Genomic DNA, 15,691 nt, shown 5'->3' with positions numbered 1-15,691 from the left:
ATGAAGCTTGTCACCGTCCCGTGTAAACCAATTGTGCCGGGATGGTCTTTTCATGTGCGTGTGCAGTCTCACTGCCGAGGAGAAGGAGACCGATGACGGACCCGGATACGGCGCCCGACCGCAAGGGCTATCGCCGAGTGCTCCTCAAGCTGGGTGGCGAGATGTTCGGCGGCGGCCGGGTCGGTCTCGATCCCGATGTCGTGCAGACCGTCGCCGAGCAGATCGCCGAGGTCGTCGAGGACGGCGTCCAGGTGGCCGTCGTCATCGGCGGTGGCAATTTCTTCCGTGGCGCGGAACTCGAGGAACGCGGCATGGAGCGCGCCCGTTCGGACTACATGGGCATGCTCGGCACGGTCATGAACAGCCTTGCGCTGCAAGACTTCCTGCAGAAGCAGGGCATCGACACGCGCGTGCAGACCGCCATCACCATGGGCCAGGTCGCCGAGCCGTATCTGCCGCTGCGCGCCAAGCGGCATCTGGAGAAGGGTCGTGTGGTGATCTTCGGAGCGGGTATGGGTATGCCGTACTTCTCCACCGACACCACCGCCGCGCAGCGCGCCCTGGAGATCCAGGCCGAGGTGGTGCTGATGGCCAAGGCGGTCGACGGCGTCTTCACCGCGGACCCGCGCGAGGACCCGAACGCCACCATGTACACCGAGGTCACGCACAAGGAAGTGCTGGAGCAGGGCCTGAAGGTGGCCGACGCCACCGCGTTCAGTCTGTGTATGGACAACCAGATGCCGATGCTGGTGTTCAATCTGCTTACCAAGGGAAATATCGCCCGTGCGGTCGCCGGTGAAAAGATCGGCACGCTGGTCCGTTCGTGACCAACGAGAACTAGCTGTGGAGGAAACGCCGTGATTGAAGAAGCGCTCTTCGACGCCGAGGAAAAGATGGAGAAGGCCGTCTCGGTGGCGAAGGACGACCTCGGTTCCATTCGGACCGGTCGCGCGAATCCGGGCATGTTCTCCCGGGTCGTCGTCGACTACTACGGGTCGCCCACCCCGATCACCCAGATCGCGTCCATCAGCGTGCCCGAGCCGCGCATGCTGGTGGTGAAGCCGTACGAGCAGTCGCAGTTGCAGGTCATCGAGACCGCGATCCGCAATTCGGACCTGGGTGTGAACCCGACCAATGACGGGCACATCATTCGCGTGATCGTGCCGCAGCTCACCGAGGAACGCCGTCGCGAGATGGTGAAGCAGGCCAAGGCCAAGGGCGAGGACGCCAAGATCGCCATCCGCAACGTGCGCCGCAAGACCATGGACGAGCTGGGCCGCATCCAGAAGGACGGCGAGGCCGGCGAGGACGAGGTCGGTCGCGCCGAGAAGGAGCTCGACAAGACCACCCAGAAGTACGTGCACCAGATCGACGAACTGGTCAAGCACAAAGAAGGCGAACTGCTCGAGGTCTAGGCCGGTCGGCGCGATGCTTCCGAGCATCTTGGACGCCGCCCGGGGGTAGGGACGAACGGACGACAAGTGAGCGACGGGACAATCGTGGCCGAAGAAACTGCCGCCACCGGCGAGGCCGAGACAACCGCGGTGCCGCCGGGTGATGCGGCGGCGCCGAGCGAGACAGCCGCGGCGAAAGCCCCGGCTTCCAAGGCGGGCCGGAACCTGCCCGCGGCATTGGCGGTCGGTTTCGGGCTGGGACTGTCCCTCATCGCGATCCTGCTGTGGGCGCCCAAGGTGCTCGTCGGCGTGATCGCGGTGGCCATGGCCGTGGCCACCTGGGAGGTGGCCAAGCGGCTGCGCGAGGCCGATGTCCTGGTGCCGCGGATCCCGCTGCTGGTCGGCGGGCAGGCCATCATCTGGCTGGCGTGGCCGGCGGGCCCGCAGGGGGTGGTGGGCGCGTTCGGTGCGACGGCCCTGACGGTGATGGTGTGGCGCCTGTTCGACCACGGCTTACAGGCGACCCCGCGAAACTACCTGCGCGACACCGCGATCAGCATCTTCGTCCTCGCCTGGGTGCCGCTGCTCGCGGCCTTCGCCGTCCTCATGCTGGATCAGCCGGACGGCAACCTGCGGGTTCTCACCTTCATGATCCTGGTGGTCTGCTCGGATGTCGGCGGCTATGTCGCGGGCGTCCTGTTCGGCAAGCATCCGATGGTCCCGGCCATCAGCCCGAAGAAGTCCTGGGAGGGCTTCGCCGGCTCCCTGGTCTTCTCCGTCATCGGCGGCCTGCTCACCGTGACCCTGCTGCTGCAGGCCAATTCGATGATCGGCGTCCTGCTGGGCGTGGGTCTGGTGCTGGTGGCCACCAGCGGCGACCTCATCGAATCCCAGGTCAAACGTGAACTCGGCATCAAGGACATGGGCACCCTGCTGCCCGGCCACGGCGGCATCATGGACCGTCTGGACTCGATGCTGCCGTCGGCCTTCGTCTCCTGGCTCGTTCTGACTGCGCTTCTCTGAGGCGCACCGGGGGATTCGGGGGCCGTGCCCCCGAAAACCCCCGGGAAATGCAGGTCAGTGCGCGGCTTTCTTGGCGGCCCGGCGTAGCTGGAAGATACGCCAGCCGCCGACCAGACCCATCACGAGTGCTCCGATGATGATGGCGAGGAGCACCAGGACACCGATCGGCATCTGGAAGGTCCAGGCGAAGAATTCGACCCGGGCGTTCTCCAGGTTCTGGAGGATGAAGATGAGTACCAGGATGCCGAGCAGTGCCGCGATGACGAGTCCGGCCCAGGTGTAGCCGGTTCGGGTCTTCAATACATTGTCGATTTTCTTCTCGACGGATTCGGCGCCCGCACTGGGCTCCGCTCCGGGATTCACGGCGTCTGCGGTCATAACTCGATCATTGCTGATGGCTATGACCGGTGCACGCATATTGCCCCTTACTGCTGATATGTCGCCCGCACCCGAGTTTGCCGACAATGTGACCAGCGCATCCCTGCCCCGAGGGCCCGCAGCGCCGGTTCGGATGGAACACTGGAAGGGTTATGACTGCCGCCCCGCTTCCCCTTGTTTTCGACGCCCCCCGCCGTGGCATGCCGCCGCGGCATCTCGCCGACCTCGACGCGAGTGAGCGTAAGGAAGCGGTCGAGAAGCTCGGTCTACCCAAGTTCCGGGCCGATCAGATCGCCCGGCAGTACTACGGGCGGCTGCAGGCCGATCCCGCGCAGATGACCGATCTGCCGGAGTCGGTGCGGGAGAAGGTCGCCGAGACGCTGTTTCCGCAGCTGCTGAGCCCGGTTCGGCATATCGCCTGTGATGACGGCAGCACGCGCAAGACGCTGTGGAAGGCCAACGACGGCACCCTGCTCGAGTCGGTGCTCATGCGCTACACCGACCGCAACACGCTGTGCATCTCCAGCCAGGCCGGCTGTGGCATGGCCTGCCCGTTCTGCGCCACCGGCCAGGCCGGGCTCAACCGCAACCTGTCCACCGCCGAAATCGTCGATCAGGTGCGCGCGGCAGCGGCGGCGCTGCGCGACGGCGAGATCGCCGGCGGCCCCGGCCGCCTCTCCAACATCGTCTTCATGGGCATGGGTGAACCCCTCGCCAACTACAAGCGCGTGGTGAACGCCGTCCGCCGCATCACCTCGCCCGCCCCCGACGGCCTGGGCATCTCCCAGCGCAATGTCGTCGTCTCCACCGTCGGCCTGGCCCCGGCCATCCGCAAACTCGCCGACGAGAACCTCTCGGTGACTCTGGCTGTCTCCCTGCACACTCCGGACGACGAACTCCGAGACACCCTGGTACCGGTCAACAACCGCTGGCCGGTCGCCGAAGTCCTCGACGCCGCACGCTATTACGCCGACAAGTCCGGCCGCCGCGTCTCCATCGAGTACGCCCTGATCCGCGACATCAACGACCACCCCTGGCGCGCCGACATGCTCGGCAAGAAGCTGCACAAAGCGCTGGGCTCCCGAGTCCACGTAAACCTCATTCCCCTGAACCCCACCCCGGGCAGCAAATGGGACGCCTCCCCGAAACCCGTTGAGCGAGAATTCGTCCGCCGCGTCGAAGCCCAGGGCGTCCCCTGCACCGTCCGCGACACCCGAGGCCAGGAAATCGCCGCCGCCTGCGGCCAGCTCGCCGCCGAAGGCTGAGCGGGACCGACTCCGCCATAACTCGGTCCGACCGAGGATCTGATCCAGTTCGTTATGTGCGGCGGATGCCGGTGTCAGGGGATCAGCGCCGCGAGTTCGGTTCGCAAGCGGTCGAGTTCTCCGCTTCCGGTAGTGGGGAAGCGCAGGATGGGGATGTTGTAGGCCGCGCATATGGCGTTCTTGATGGCGTCGAGGGCTAGTTGGTCAGGCTTGTTCTCGTGGTGGTTGAAGCCATCGACCTCGATTACACACAGGCGTTGCTTCGTGATGCGGTTGTACAGGTCGAAATCCACTGAGGCGGAACGGGACCGGGTGAACTTCCGTTGTCGCTGGTCGAGCCGGTCGGTATCGGGCAGGAGATGCTTGATGTGGACCTGTTCGTTGAACCAGAATCCTTGGAAGCCGGGTTCGCTCAGGATCTGTTCCAGGGCGGCTCGCATGATGTTCTCCGAGCGATGCGCCGACTCGTCCCGTACGCGACTCGCGAGCGTTCGAAGAACTGTGGAATAGTCGTTGTACAACAGGTCGAAGATCGATACGACCGGGCTTTCGAAGAATTCCTTGTCCGGAAACTGGTAGCGGATGTAGCCGATCAGGTCGCTCAGGTTCCGGCTCTTCGGCAGCATCTTATGGTGGATGACCAGCACGAAACGCTTCCGCGCACGGGATACGGCCACATTGATCAGTTCCGGGGAGTCCGCGAATTTCAACGCCTTGTCGAGACCCGGCCTGTCGTCCAAGACCGTGGTCATGATGATCGCCTCCTTTTCCCGGCCCTGAAACTTGTGGACGGTGTCAGCCTCGATACTCGAGATCAGAGCGTCGGTGACCCGGTCCGCCTGCGGTCGGTACGGCGTGGTGACACCGATTTGATCCGCGGAGTACTCGGCGCAATACTGCGGCAGGACGTCTTGCTGGATGATGTCGATCTCGCGCTGATTGATTCGGCCGCCGGGCCTTCCTGTTCTCGCGTCGAGCCAGCGCATGTGGTCGCCGGGTTGCGTTCGTACAACGACCATGGACTGATAGCTCGGGACGCCACGTGTGAAGGGAATGAGATTGTCCTGGTAGAACTTCTGGTTGCAGAAGCCGATTATCGCAGGGTCGGAACGATAGTGCTCCTTCAGCAGGACGCGTGGCAGTGCGGCTCCGTAGATGTCGGTCAGCGATGAGAGAATGCTCTGTCGCCGATAGTCGTACACGGGATCGGGGGCGGGTCCGGTGGCTGATTCCGGAACTGTCACGACGGGCTGCAGCTGCCGCAGATCGCCGACGACGATCAGATTGCGGCAGCAGCCCAGTGCGACCGCCGCAGCGACCAGGTCGACTTGCGAAGCCTCATCGATGATGAGGTAGTCGACGAGTCGCCCCGTGCCGATGCTGCTTTCGAGTGAATGGCAAGTGCTCAGGATGACGGGGTAGTCGCGGGCGAAGTCCTGCCAATGGCGTCGATATCCGAAGTCGTACGAACGCGTGGCGTGGCCGGCGTAGCGTTGACGCAGGCTCTCGACGAGCCAGGCCACTGAGAGATCCTTCTGCTGGGCGGCGAGATCGTCGAAGTTCGATCCGTCCAACAACTTTCGCGCCTGTTCGATTTTGCGCTCGAGTTCGGCGATCTTGGCGTCGTAGTAGAGCTGATGCAGCCGGAACACGATATCGATATCCTGTGCGTCGGCATGGCGCATGGAGCGGTACTTGAAGTATTTGCTGATCCGGTCCACCACTCCGGCTATACCCGTGGCCCGTGCCAACTCTGGATCGGTGTCGGCGATGAAGGCCAGAATCTTGGCCGGCCGCCACCGTAGTACCGGAAGTTTCTCCTGGTCGGGCAGTTCATGCCGATCCAGGTAGGCGCGAAAATGTATGCGCTCCAACTCGTAGGCGGCATGTTCTGTGTACAGGTCGGCGATGGTGCGTTCGATTTCGCGCAGTCGCAGCAGGCGCTGATCGCGCGCGGTCATCTCCTCCGCACGGGGGAGTTGCATCGGGACCGCCGAGCGCAGGTGCTCGACGTACAGGTTTCGATCCGCCTGCTCCTGAAAGAATTTCTCCTTCTTCGTCTTCCGCCCGAGATTCGCTGTGACGAAACCGAATCCCGCTTGAACGAGTTTGGCGTGCACATTGTCCACCGCCGCGTTGTTCGAGGAGACGACTGCCACCGTCTTGGTTTCGTCGACAATGATATTGGCGATCAGATTGAGGATGGTTTGTGTCTTCCCGGTGCCGGGTGGGCCGTCGATCACCGAAATCGGGTGGCGCAGAGAACTATCGATGGCGGCGCGCTGGCTGAGGTTCGTGTCGAAGGGATACAGCGGTGGCGACTCCGGCCGCTCGACCTGTTCGATCGGCGATCGATGGAGATAGCGATACAGGACGCTGTCCGGATGAACGGATAACGGCCGCTCGTGTGCCTCACGGAGAGCACGACCCTCCTCCGGTAGCCGCGTCGCGATGGCACGCCAGTAGGCCAAAACCTGGGCGACCTGCGGATGCGGCGCCACGCTCGGTACGACGTCCACCCGGCCCCCGTGATACGCCGAGAAGTAATGATCATCGCCGGGAAAGATGTGCCACCAATCCTGGCTCCCGTCGCGAAAACGGTAGGCCTCGGTCAGATTCTCGCGAGGTCTGCCGTCGACCAGGATGCGCTGCTGCGGCCCCAAGGGCACGGCCTGCGGGTTGCGCAACTCGAGCACTCGACGATGCCCATAGGGGAAGGTGCTGCCGTCGTGGAAAGTGACGTTCATACGAGTCGCGGTGGGCCGCACGGCCGCTACCTTCGCGGTGAGATCCTGATACGGTCCATCCGCGGGAATTCGAATCAGCACGGCCAGCTGACGTGGATCAACCATCGGAGCCCCCTCGATTGTCGGTACAACGAGGTTACCGTTACGAAAACTGTTGTGCCGCAGTATTAATGGGTTCCAGTCGGCGCCGTCCGGGGGCGACTCACTGCCGGGCGGGAGCGGGATCCCGAGGCGAAAGCGCGGAAATTACTTGTAGTCAGCATCTTCGAGGTCTCATCGCCCGGTCAGAGTGAACCGTACATAGCGAACATGGGACAGGTGTTTGCGGTGCTCGCGCGCTGCGGCGATCTGCTGCTCGATCGAGGCGAGTTCGGCGGGGGCGTTCCGAAGTGCTGCGAGGCGTCGGCCGAACTCCTGACGTTTATGTGTCGCCGCGGCGGTTGCGGCTGTGGCCTCTGCGGACAGCTGCGTCACTGCCGCCTCGTACTTCTGCTTCGCCTGCTCGCGGTGGCTCTTGGCTTCGTTCTCGGCGGCACTGGTCTTCTGGGTCAGTCCGCTGATATCGCGATCGTATTGGGCGCGAATCATTCCGGCGCTGGAGGGCGCGGTGCGTGTGAACCGCGCACCCGCGCGGGTGGCGAGTGAACGTCGCCAAGCGTCCAGCGCGTTCGCCTTGACCTCTCCGATCCCTCTGACGTACTTCCGTCCATTGGGCGTGACGATGTACGCGGTGACGGAGTTGTAGGTGCCGCCCGGTGCGCTCAGACTGATTCCGGAGAAGTCTGCCGCGGTCCGGATTCCCTGTGCTGCCAGGTCTCTGGTGAGTGCGGTGCCGATTCCGGTGATCGACGCGTTCGATATGAGAGAACGCGTCAGGGCCTGTCGGATATGGTCGGCCCGCTCGGTCTCGAGCGCGTTGATCATCCGCGACTGCAGCTTGCGCTCCAGGTCGGCGCGTTCTCTCTCGATGGTGGTGATTCTGCTGCGCATTCGGGTTTCGGCAGCCGCCAGGTCCCGGTTGTACTGCGCCTGCAATTGATTTCGCCGCGCTGGGAGTTGTGCCAGGCGTTGCTGTTCGGTGAGATCCAGCTGTGCTTGTTCGTCACGCACCGCCGCCTCGGCCTTGGCTATGTCGGCTGTCTCGGCGTGCCGTTGACGAAGTTCGCGAAGATGCCGCCGCAGTGCGATGGTCTCGGTGCGCGATCGCCGGGCCGTCCACACGACGGCCCAGGCGCCAGCCAGCGGGACCAATGCGACGGCGGGAGAGGGGAATACGAAGGCGGATATCGCAATGACCGTCGTCATGAGGACCAGGAGCATGGTCAGCACGTCCACGGATCGTCGCCCGTTGAATCGCGGGAGCGTATCGGGCTTGGACGTAGATGCGGATCTCGACGGTGGACCGGCCGCCACATGCCCGGCCATCCAGCCCGGTAGTCGGTTGGTTGCCGGTCCGGCGGGGGAGACCGGGGGTGCGGATGTGGTGCCCACCGTCCTGGCCGCCAGTTCGGGAAGAACGGCCAGAGGTTGCGACGCCAGGAATCGGACTTGCTCGGCCAGATCTCGGATCCCCCGGTCGGGGTGCGTGAGTAGCGTCGGAAACCTTTGTGAGATAGCCGGATTCGTGAAGTCGTCCTCGGCGAGCAACAGATACTCACCCTGGGGCTCGTGCAGCTGAGGCCACAGGGCCGAGTCGACGGCGATGGCTTTCAATGCCAGATAGATGACCCAGGCCGAAAACCGATCCAGATCGGATCCGAAGTCATGGTTGCCGCGGGCTGGTGACTGATAGTTGCGGTGGCCGCGCTCGGTACCGCCCAGTCCGCCCAGCGCGGGCACGTACATGCCGTCGTAGTCCAGCAACCGCAGGGTGCCGTCGTCGGTGACCAGGAGGTTGCCGTGTTGGAGATCGCCGTGTGCGATGCCGTGGTCCGAGAGATCGGCGATCAGGCCGGCGAAGTGTTCGGCCAGGCGGTCGACCCCGATGCTGTCACGGTGGTGCGCATCCAGCCACGCCGACAGCGTGACGCCCCGCACCCACTCCATCTTCAGGATCGGGTACCGGTGCCGGCCGACCAGCACCGCGTCGGGCAGATACTCGAATCCGATCTTCCACGGCTGAGACAGGTCCGCCGATGGCAGGGCTGCCAGCTTCTCGCTGATCGCGCGGTATCGATCCTGCTGATCCGGGACGTAACGGGTGAAACACTTGACGGCGTAGCAGGTTCCGGTGACCTTGTTCGTCAGTGGGAAAACGCTCGCGAACGCGCCCGAGATCGCGCGCGGCTGCCGGAGTTTGGTCAGTTCCGGCTCGGAGTTCACGAGGTCCGAGTCCCTGAAGCAGATCCGGGGGTGCTGGAGAGCCTCCTGATAGTTGCCGGCAGTGGGGAAGTCGCGGGGCGAGGCCGTGACCATCGGCGCTATCTCCCCTCGAAATCGATTCGGATCAGCGCGACATCGTCGTTTCGGAGCTCGTGTTCGAGGCGAAGCTTGTCGAGCCAATCGGCGAACCCAACGGCGTCATGTGGTCCCCCGAACTCGAGAAGTTCGCCGAGCGCGACTGCCTGATCCGGTGCGGCCATGAACCACGCCGCCAAGGCGTCGGACATCAACAGGAGCCGGTCGCCGGGAACGCAGACGCCTTCGATGAATCGGGTACGCTCCGCCAGCAGCGCGGTGTCGCGGTTGCGGCTTCCGAAGAGGTTCGGGTTCATACCGAACTCGTCGGCGCTGAGCACGGGAAATGCGGTGAGTGTCTGGTCGCCCCGCACGTGGAAGACGCATGAATCGCCCAATGCCGCTGCCTGCCAACGCCATCCGATGCCGTCATCGGGTGTGACCAGAACACTGAGCATGGTCGCGAACGTGCTCCCTCTCAGCTTCTCCTGCTCATACCACCGCAGCGGGCGACCTTCCGCCTCGCGGTGGTGCGCGTATTCGTCCAGCCACGGGTCCCAGCTGCTCACGACATGCGCGGCGAATTCTTCGAAAGCGGATCCGGTTTCGAAGAATCCAGGATCCGACAGTGCTCTCGCTGCGGCAGCGGTGGCCAGCAGACGCGCCCAATCCTTGGCCAGTACGCTTTCGGTCGCTCCGTCGCATACGCTCGCCGCCACCGGGCCTGCGATCAGCTCATCGAACGGTGTCTCGGGCAGTACACACACCGCGTCCTCGCATTCACCGGCGGTCGAGCCCTGTTTGGGCACGACCAGGTGTGTGACGTAGAGGCCGGGAGTGGTGGTCACCGCAGTTCGGTGGCGCGCGTACCGATGTCCAAGAACTGGACAACCGATGTGATGTCCGCGTTGTAGACGAACCCGCGTGTGGTGTCACCGATCTGATGTCCCTGCGCCGCAGCGTAAGACCGCATGTGACTGGGCAGCACGCTCGACATGGAGAACAGCGTCTGCGCGTAGGCGTCGGGGAGTCCGGCATCGGAACTCGGGAAGGTGACAGGTGAGCCGCCGGTCGCCGAGACGTGCAGGTTGAAGAGCAGTACCGCGCCGTCGGCCGTCGCCTGTGACGTGATGGCGGTGGCGGCCTCGGTCGGGACCCCGTCCGTCGATTCGCCGTCTGTCAGGTTGATGACGATGGGCGGAAATCCGCCCGGGTGTTGTGTGATCCAGCCTCGCACAAGAGTTTCCGCGTAGTGGAGGGCGCGGTTCATGGGCGTGCCGCCGCCGATGACCGGGTCCATCCACACCGGGAACGACACCGATGTCTCGACGAGTCCACCCGCACCGTCCGGCACCTTCTTCAATCGCTCGTCGACGCGTGCGGGGTTGTCGGCGACTTCGCTCAACGGCACGAGATCCCGTCCGGCCAGCGCGCCGGAGAAGGCCGACCCCACGGTGGCGCCGTATCCGATCACGGAGACGTGGAAGTAGTCCCTGACTCCCTCCTCTTTCGCGCACTTCACGGCCAGTTCGGTCAGCAGTCGATTGATCGCGTCGGCTACGACATCCGCCTTCTTCTGCGGGATTTCACCACCGATCTGGTCGCCCATCGACGTCGACTGATCGACGAGGAAGATGAAGCAGGTCGGGTTGGTGCGGCTGATTTCTGCCATGTATGGCATATGTGCTCCCCAGTGTGTGAACCCCGGACACGCCGTAGGTGCGACGTGTCTCCCGAACCCGGTGCCGGTAATGAAATCGAATCGCCGGCACAGTGTCAATGACGTTGTGCGTGACAAACTTTCGCGAAGTACAAGGCGCCGACTCCGGCTATCACCAGTGGAGGAGTCAACAGGACGGTTCCGTGCTTTGCCAACGCCGCCGCGGTGACCCAGCAGATACCGGTCAGCAGAACGAGCAGGATCACACCACCGGATCCGGTGGTGGGGCGAGTCGGCTGTGTGCGGTGAACAGGCGCTGCACGGTGGAGCGGCAGTGCGGGCGAGTAGGGATGAGACGGCGTGAGCACCGGCTGATGCGGACGCGCCGCTCGGTGGCCGCCGATCACCCTGGTGTCATGGATGCCGGTGCCCGGTATGCGAACAGTTCGCTGAACGCGGCCGTCCGCGCGTTTGGTGACGCGGAGTGGGCCACCCCCCACGCTGTAGCCGACGCCGGTTTTGGAGACGGTGATTCGTACCGGGCCGAATCTCCTATGCATTCGAACCATTGCGTTTCCTCACTGTCAGGAACACCGCTGCCTTCAGTAGAGCACCCGGCACCGACACGTTGGGCTGGAATCAGGATCAAGAACAAGTGCTGGACAGCCAGGGGCGGAGTCCGCCTGCGTGAGCGCATCGCTCCACAGCCGATGCCACAGCGCGGGTGCGCTCCCGGGGATCGATGTGGTAGCCGACACCGGCTCGTCAATGCATGGTTGCGTAATGCATTGGGGCGGTTCTACTCTCGGGCAGGTGCGACCGATTGCCGCCGAGCGGGAACTGGACGGCGGGTGGGAGGTCGTCCGGTCGGTTCTCCGGTCGGTTCTCCGGTCGAGGATTGCCGGGCTCGAGATGAGCGGCTTCCGCAACGACGGCGCGCACGGCGTGGATGTCCTGGCCCTGGCGCGTCCGGTAGTGACGGTGGCGATCATTCTGGGAGACAAGGGAATTACCGTCGAGAACGGTGCCGGCAGGTGGAGCCTCGACAGCTACGTGGGTGGTATGTCGCCCGGTGCGCATCGGGTGCGGGCGGGTTCCGCGGAGGGGATCAAGCTGCGATTGTCGCCGGTGCGCGCGTACGCATTGCTCGGGGTGTCGCCCCTGGAACTGAACGACAGCGTGATCGGTCTCGAGGATTTGTGGGGCCGTGCCGGTGTGCTGTTGCGAGAGCAGCTCACCGAAGCGGTGAGCTGGCAGGAGCGCTTCGACATGACGGCCACGCATCTGCTCCGGCACCGATCCGGCCGTATCCCCGATCCTGAGGTACGCGCGAGTTGGCATCACATCCTCGCGGGTCACGGCAGAGTCGCGGTCGCCGACCTCGCCGAGGCCAGCGGCTGGAGCCGGAAACGGTTGTGGGCGAGGTTTTCCGCACAGATCGGCGTCACTCCCAAACACGCCGCCCGGGTGGTGCGGTTCCGCCGGGCATTCAACATGCTGCTGTCCGGGGCATCCACCACCCGAGCCGCCACGGACTGCGGCTTCGCCGATCAGCCACATCTACATCGCGAGATATCGGCGTTCACCGGCCTGACACCGAACCTGGTCCGATTCGGGGCGATCTCACCCGACGAGGCGGACGCCGAGGGAACATTCGTTCAAGACAATGCCCTGGGTGGTCGCCGATAGTTGTCGTGGGAACGCCGTTTCGAGGAGGGGTGAAACGGCGCTTCCGATTCCGGTCACGGTGCAGCCGTTCACTGTGAGCCGCTGTGGCCGGCCGCAATGGAGCGGCCGGCCATCCGCCTACCGCGTCACGGCAGCGGGCGCTGGTTCGCGAACAAGCTCTGGACGAACTCGACCGCCGTTGGCATGGAGGCGTTTTCGGTGGGGACGTGGTTGCCGGGGAAGGGGCGGACGGTGACGGGCTGGCCGTTGAGGAGGAGTTGGGTGACGAGGGTGGCGGTGAGTGGGGCCGGGACCGTGGTGTCGGTGATGCCCTGGATGATCAGGAGGGGGCGGTCGTAGCCGGTGACGGGGACGGACATGGTGTCGCGCAGGGCGGTTGCGAGGGGAGTGCCGAGCAGGGGGACGGAGAGCATGTCGCCGATGGCCACGCCGTCGGTGAGGGCCTGGAGTTGCGGGCCGTCGCAGGCGGCTTCCGCGCCGTCCACCACGCGGCGGCCCACCGGCGTGAGGTAGTCGTCGACGCGGAGGTCTGGGCGTGAATCACGGAGTCCCGCAAGGATGTACGCGAAGGAACCGGCGCCGAACGGTATCGGTGGCACCGCGGGTGCGGCGAACTGGAGCAGGGTGTCGAACTGGGAGGGCGGGCCTACCGCGACCGTGCCCCGGAAGTCCAGGTCGGGGGCGTCGGTGGTGGCTCGGTCGGCGGTGAACAGGGCGGCCTGCCCGCCCTGGGATTGGCCGACCACCGCCCAGCTGGGTGCGAGGGCGGGCAGGACCGCGCGGGCGGCGCGGACCATGTCGACGACGCTGTGGGCGGCGGCTCGGCCGTCGAGGTAGGGGAGGACACCCGGGGTGCCGAAGCCGATGTAATCCGTTGCGGCGAAGGCATATCCGGCGGCAAGGAAGGGCGCGGCCTTGGCGGAGACGCTGCGGGCGCGGTCGTTCAGGGCGGGGAGGCACGTATCGCCGATACCGGCTGTGCCGTGGGCGTAGGAGACGATCGGCCAGCCGCCGGACGGTGGATCTCCGGCGGGCACGTAGACGACACCGGTGCTCAGTCGCGGCTGTCCGTCGGAACCGCGCGACCAGTATTCGAGCAGGAGGCCGTCCGAGGTGGGCGGCAGGGATGCGCGGTCGACAATGGCGGTGGCCGACGCCACCTCCCCCGGGACGGTATCGGCGGGACTGGCCGTGGCCGGACCCGCTGTGGTGAGCGCCATCGATATCGCCGCGGCGGCGATCATGAGGGGACGCAAGGCGGTGATCGGCGCGGATGTCGCGGCGAGTGCGCGGCCTGGTTCGGCGGTCGGGTGTGCGGTACGGCCGGGTGATCGGCGCGCCGCCGGGGACCGTCGCGGTGTTGTGGTGCCCACTCGTTCTGCTCGACTCATCCGCACTCCCCGTGTCCCAGACGATCTTCCGTGGCCACGATAACCCCTACTCCTGCTTCAGCGCCTCCAGCAGCCTGCGGGCCTCGGCGACGACCTGGGGGAGAGCCGTAGCGGGGTCGGGGGTGCGGGCCAGGAGCATGCCACCTTCGCAGAGCGCGCCGAAGATGAGGTGGCGGCGGATATGGAGGTCGCCGTCGGTTAGCCTGCCCTCCGCGGTGGCCAGGGCCAGGCCCGCGGTCAGGACGCGCAGGGTGTGGTCGGATTCGATGGCGCGGACGGTTTCCCAGCCCAGGACCGAGGGCGCGTCCAGGACGACGATGCGGCGGAAGCGGGTTTCCAGGCTGAGTTCCAGGAAGGTGCGGGTGCCGTTCAGCAGGGCGGTCCAGGAGTCGGGGGCGGCGACCGCGACCTGCTCCAATTCGTTCGCCATCCACTGCTGCTCGGCGATGAAGGCGGCCCGGAAGAGGGCGGCCTTGTCGGTGAAGTGGTGGTAGGCCGCGCCCTTGGTCAGGCCGGCGGCGGCGGCGATGGCGTCGATGGAGGTGGCCGCGTAGCCGTTGCGGCCGAACAGGTTTCGGGCGGCGTCGACGAGTTTGCCCATCGTTGCGTCCGAGCGTTCGGCTTGGGTGCGGCGTGCGGTCACGCACTCAATGTATCGGGCGGGCGGTCATTGACTTGCATACTCCGAGTATGTAAGTCTCGATATACATACCCAGAGTATGGAAGTTGATCATCATGACGATTTACGCCGTCTACGGGGCCACCGGCCACACCGGCCGCCTGGTCACCACCGAACTTCTCTCCCGCGGAAAGGATGTCGTACTGTCCGGGCGCGACTCCTCCGGGCTCGCCGCGCTCGGCCATCCGCGCATCCACGTCGCCGCCGCCGACGATCCGGACGCCCTGCACGCCCTCGCCGAGACCGCCGACGTCCTCATCAATTGCGCTGGGCCCTTTGCGATTACGGGACAACCCGTGGCGCAGGCCGCAGCGGAGGCAGGGTGCCACTACGTGGACCACTCCGTCGAAATCCACCCGGTGCGCCGGATCTACGACACCCTGACCGAGCAGGCGCAGCGCGCCGGAATCACCATGATTCCCAGCCTCAGCTTCTACGGCGGACTCGGCGATCTGCTGGCCGGAGCGGTCGCCCGCGCGGTGCCCGACATCGACCGGATCACCGTGGCCTACGCCGTCACCAACTGGAAGATGACCACCGGCGCGGTGAACACCGCCCGCCTGCTCTTCGCCGACACCGAGCGCATCGGCTACGAGAACGGTGCTCTGCGTACCGGATTCGTGGAACCCCGCAATGCCGTCTTCGCCTTCCCGCCGCCGGTCGGCCCGCGCACGGTGATCGCACCGGTCCCGTTCCCGGAGCCGTTCACCATTCCCCGGCACACCCCGGTGTGCTCGGTCGAAGCCCAGCTCACCGCCCGCACCTTCGAGGAGGAGCAGGCGTTCACCAGCGAGCACGTCGACTCCGCGGAACGCGCGGCCAGCGAATTCACCATCGCCGCACAGGTTCTCGCCGCGAACGGCTCCGCCTCGGGCTCCCTGCGCGGTCGCGACCTGTGGCGCGCGGGCGCCCTCGCCTCGGTCGAGGCCGCCGTCCGCATCGCCGAGGGTGCGGTGAAGAGCGGCGTGCTGGCCCCGGCCGACGCCTTCGACGCCCGCGATTTCCTGCGCACCCTCGCCGACCGCGACGCCTTCACCCTCGACCTGCCCGCCGAATCGTGAGGAGAGC

Annotated in this window: 14 protein-coding genes; 6 read left to right on the top strand and 8 right to left on the bottom strand. The window is 65.5% G+C overall.

What is annotated here, in order from left to right; translation table 11 throughout:
• Positions 1-92 precede the first annotated feature (92 nt).
• The 3 genes from pyrH (at position 93) to JK358_RS32140 (ending at position 2,417) form a co-directional block, all read left to right on the top strand.
• Complete coding sequence (pyrH, locus tag JK358_RS32150; protein WP_181581036.1) at positions 93-827, top strand: UMP kinase; 735 nt, start codon at positions 93-95, stop codon at positions 825-827.
• Between the two features lie 30 nt (positions 828-857).
• Positions 858-1,415, top strand: a complete 558-nt coding sequence (gene frr / locus JK358_RS32145) for a ribosome recycling factor (RefSeq protein WP_201954948.1) — start codon at positions 858-860, stop codon at positions 1,413-1,415.
• A gap of 129 nt (positions 1,416-1,544) precedes the next feature.
• Entirely contained in the window at positions 1,545-2,417 is an 873-nt protein-coding gene (locus JK358_RS32140) for a phosphatidate cytidylyltransferase (protein WP_307817846.1), read from the top strand.
• Between the two features lie 54 nt (positions 2,418-2,471).
• On the opposite strand, the gene JK358_RS32135 is transcribed toward JK358_RS32140, so the two are convergent.
• Positions 2,472-2,795 (bottom strand): LapA family protein, encoded by a 324-nt coding sequence (locus tag JK358_RS32135; protein ID WP_232852259.1) that lies wholly within the window; start codon positions 2,793-2,795, stop codon positions 2,472-2,474.
• Positions 2,796-2,947: 152 nt separating this feature from the next.
• Here JK358_RS32135 and rlmN point away from each other — a divergent pair, with 152 nt between their 5' ends.
• Positions 2,948-4,060 carry a dual-specificity RNA methyltransferase RlmN gene (gene rlmN, locus JK358_RS32130; protein ID WP_201954945.1) on the top strand — a complete coding sequence of 371 codons (1,113 nt, stop codon included), beginning with the start codon at positions 2,948-2,950 and terminating at the stop codon, positions 4,058-4,060.
• Between the two features lie 74 nt (positions 4,061-4,134).
• On the opposite strand, the gene JK358_RS32125 is transcribed toward rlmN, so the two are convergent.
• The 5 genes from JK358_RS32125 to JK358_RS40710 all read right to left on the bottom strand — a co-directional run bounded on the left by JK358_RS32125 (position 4,135) and on the right by JK358_RS40710 (position 11,424).
• Positions 4,135-6,912, bottom strand: coding sequence for an AAA domain-containing protein (locus tag JK358_RS32125; protein ID WP_201954944.1), 2,778 nt, complete (start codon positions 6,910-6,912; stop codon positions 4,135-4,137).
• A gap of 168 nt (positions 6,913-7,080) precedes the next feature.
• On the bottom strand, positions 7,081-9,129 hold the full coding sequence (locus JK358_RS32120; protein ID WP_201954943.1) for an AarF/UbiB family protein: 2,049 nt from the start codon (positions 9,127-9,129) through the stop codon (positions 7,081-7,083).
• Positions 9,130-9,227: 98 nt separating this feature from the next.
• Positions 9,228-9,923, bottom strand: a complete 696-nt coding sequence (locus JK358_RS32115) for a hypothetical protein (RefSeq protein ID WP_201954942.1) — start codon at positions 9,921-9,923, stop codon at positions 9,228-9,230.
• 125 nt (positions 9,924-10,048) lie between these two features.
• A complete protein-coding gene (locus JK358_RS32110) occupies positions 10,049-10,885 on the bottom strand; it encodes a vWA domain-containing protein (RefSeq protein WP_201954941.1) in 837 nt (278 codons plus the stop codon).
• A gap of 95 nt (positions 10,886-10,980) precedes the next feature.
• On the bottom strand, positions 10,981-11,424 hold the full coding sequence (locus JK358_RS40710; protein WP_372440771.1) for a DUF4236 domain-containing protein: 444 nt from the start codon (positions 11,422-11,424) through the stop codon (positions 10,981-10,983).
• A 352-nt stretch (positions 11,425-11,776) separates the two neighbouring features.
• On the opposite strand from JK358_RS40710, the gene JK358_RS32100 reads away from it, so the two are divergent.
• Positions 11,777-12,553 (top strand): helix-turn-helix domain-containing protein, encoded by a 777-nt coding sequence (locus tag JK358_RS32100; RefSeq protein ID WP_232852258.1) that lies wholly within the window; start codon positions 11,777-11,779, stop codon positions 12,551-12,553.
• Positions 12,554-12,678: 125 nt separating this feature from the next.
• On the opposite strand, the gene JK358_RS32095 is transcribed toward JK358_RS32100, so the two are convergent.
• The gene (locus JK358_RS32095) at positions 12,679-13,944 is read right to left on the bottom strand and encodes an alpha/beta hydrolase family protein (RefSeq protein WP_201954938.1); all 1,266 of its coding nucleotides are present in this window, start codon (positions 13,942-13,944) and stop codon (positions 12,679-12,681) included.
• A gap of 46 nt (positions 13,945-13,990) precedes the next feature.
• The gene (locus JK358_RS32090) at positions 13,991-14,587 is read right to left on the bottom strand and encodes a TetR/AcrR family transcriptional regulator (RefSeq protein ID WP_201954937.1); all 597 of its coding nucleotides are present in this window, start codon (positions 14,585-14,587) and stop codon (positions 13,991-13,993) included.
• 92 nt (positions 14,588-14,679) lie between these two features.
• Here JK358_RS32090 and JK358_RS32085 point away from each other — a divergent pair, with 92 nt between their 5' ends.
• Entirely contained in the window at positions 14,680-15,684 is a 1,005-nt protein-coding gene (locus JK358_RS32085; RefSeq protein ID WP_201954936.1) for a saccharopine dehydrogenase NADP-binding domain-containing protein, read from the top strand.
• Positions 15,685-15,691: the final 7 nt, after the last annotated feature.

It is taken from the genome of Nocardia acididurans, assembly GCF_016741815.1.
In the GTDB taxonomy this organism is placed as follows: Bacteria; Actinomycetota; Actinomycetes; order Mycobacteriales; family Mycobacteriaceae; genus Nocardia; species Nocardia acididurans.
The sequence above is the reverse complement of the archived record's forward strand: the minus strand, read 5'-3'. Positions and strand labels throughout refer to the sequence as shown.

Excerpts from the sequence above, each read along its gene's own strand:
- JK358_RS32125 (WP_201954944.1), bottom strand. The coding sequence starts at position 6,912 with ATGGTTGATCCACGTCAGCTGGCCGTGCTGATTCGAATTCCCGCGGAT.
- rlmN (WP_201954945.1), top strand. The coding sequence starts at position 2,948 with ATGACTGCCGCCCCGCTTCCCCTTGTTTTCGACGCCCCCCGCCGTGGC.
- JK358_RS32100 (WP_232852258.1), top strand. The coding sequence starts at position 11,777 with ATGAGCGGCTTCCGCAACGACGGCGCGCACGGCGTGGATGTCCTGGCC.
- JK358_RS32135 (WP_232852259.1), bottom strand. The coding sequence starts at position 2,795 with ATGACCGCAGACGCCGTGAATCCCGGAGCGGAGCCCAGTGCGGGCGCC.
- JK358_RS32110 (WP_201954941.1), bottom strand. The coding sequence starts at position 10,885 with ATGCCATACATGGCAGAAATCAGCCGCACCAACCCGACCTGCTTCATC.
- pyrH (WP_181581036.1), top strand. The coding sequence starts at position 93 with ATGACGGACCCGGATACGGCGCCCGACCGCAAGGGCTATCGCCGAGTG.
- JK358_RS32085 (WP_201954936.1), top strand. The coding sequence starts at position 14,680 with ATGACGATTTACGCCGTCTACGGGGCCACCGGCCACACCGGCCGCCTG.
- JK358_RS32095 (WP_201954938.1), bottom strand. The coding sequence starts at position 13,944 with ATGAGTCGAGCAGAACGAGTGGGCACCACAACACCGCGACGGTCCCCG.
- JK358_RS40710 (WP_372440771.1), bottom strand. The coding sequence starts at position 11,424 with ATGCATAGGAGATTCGGCCCGGTACGAATCACCGTCTCCAAAACCGGC.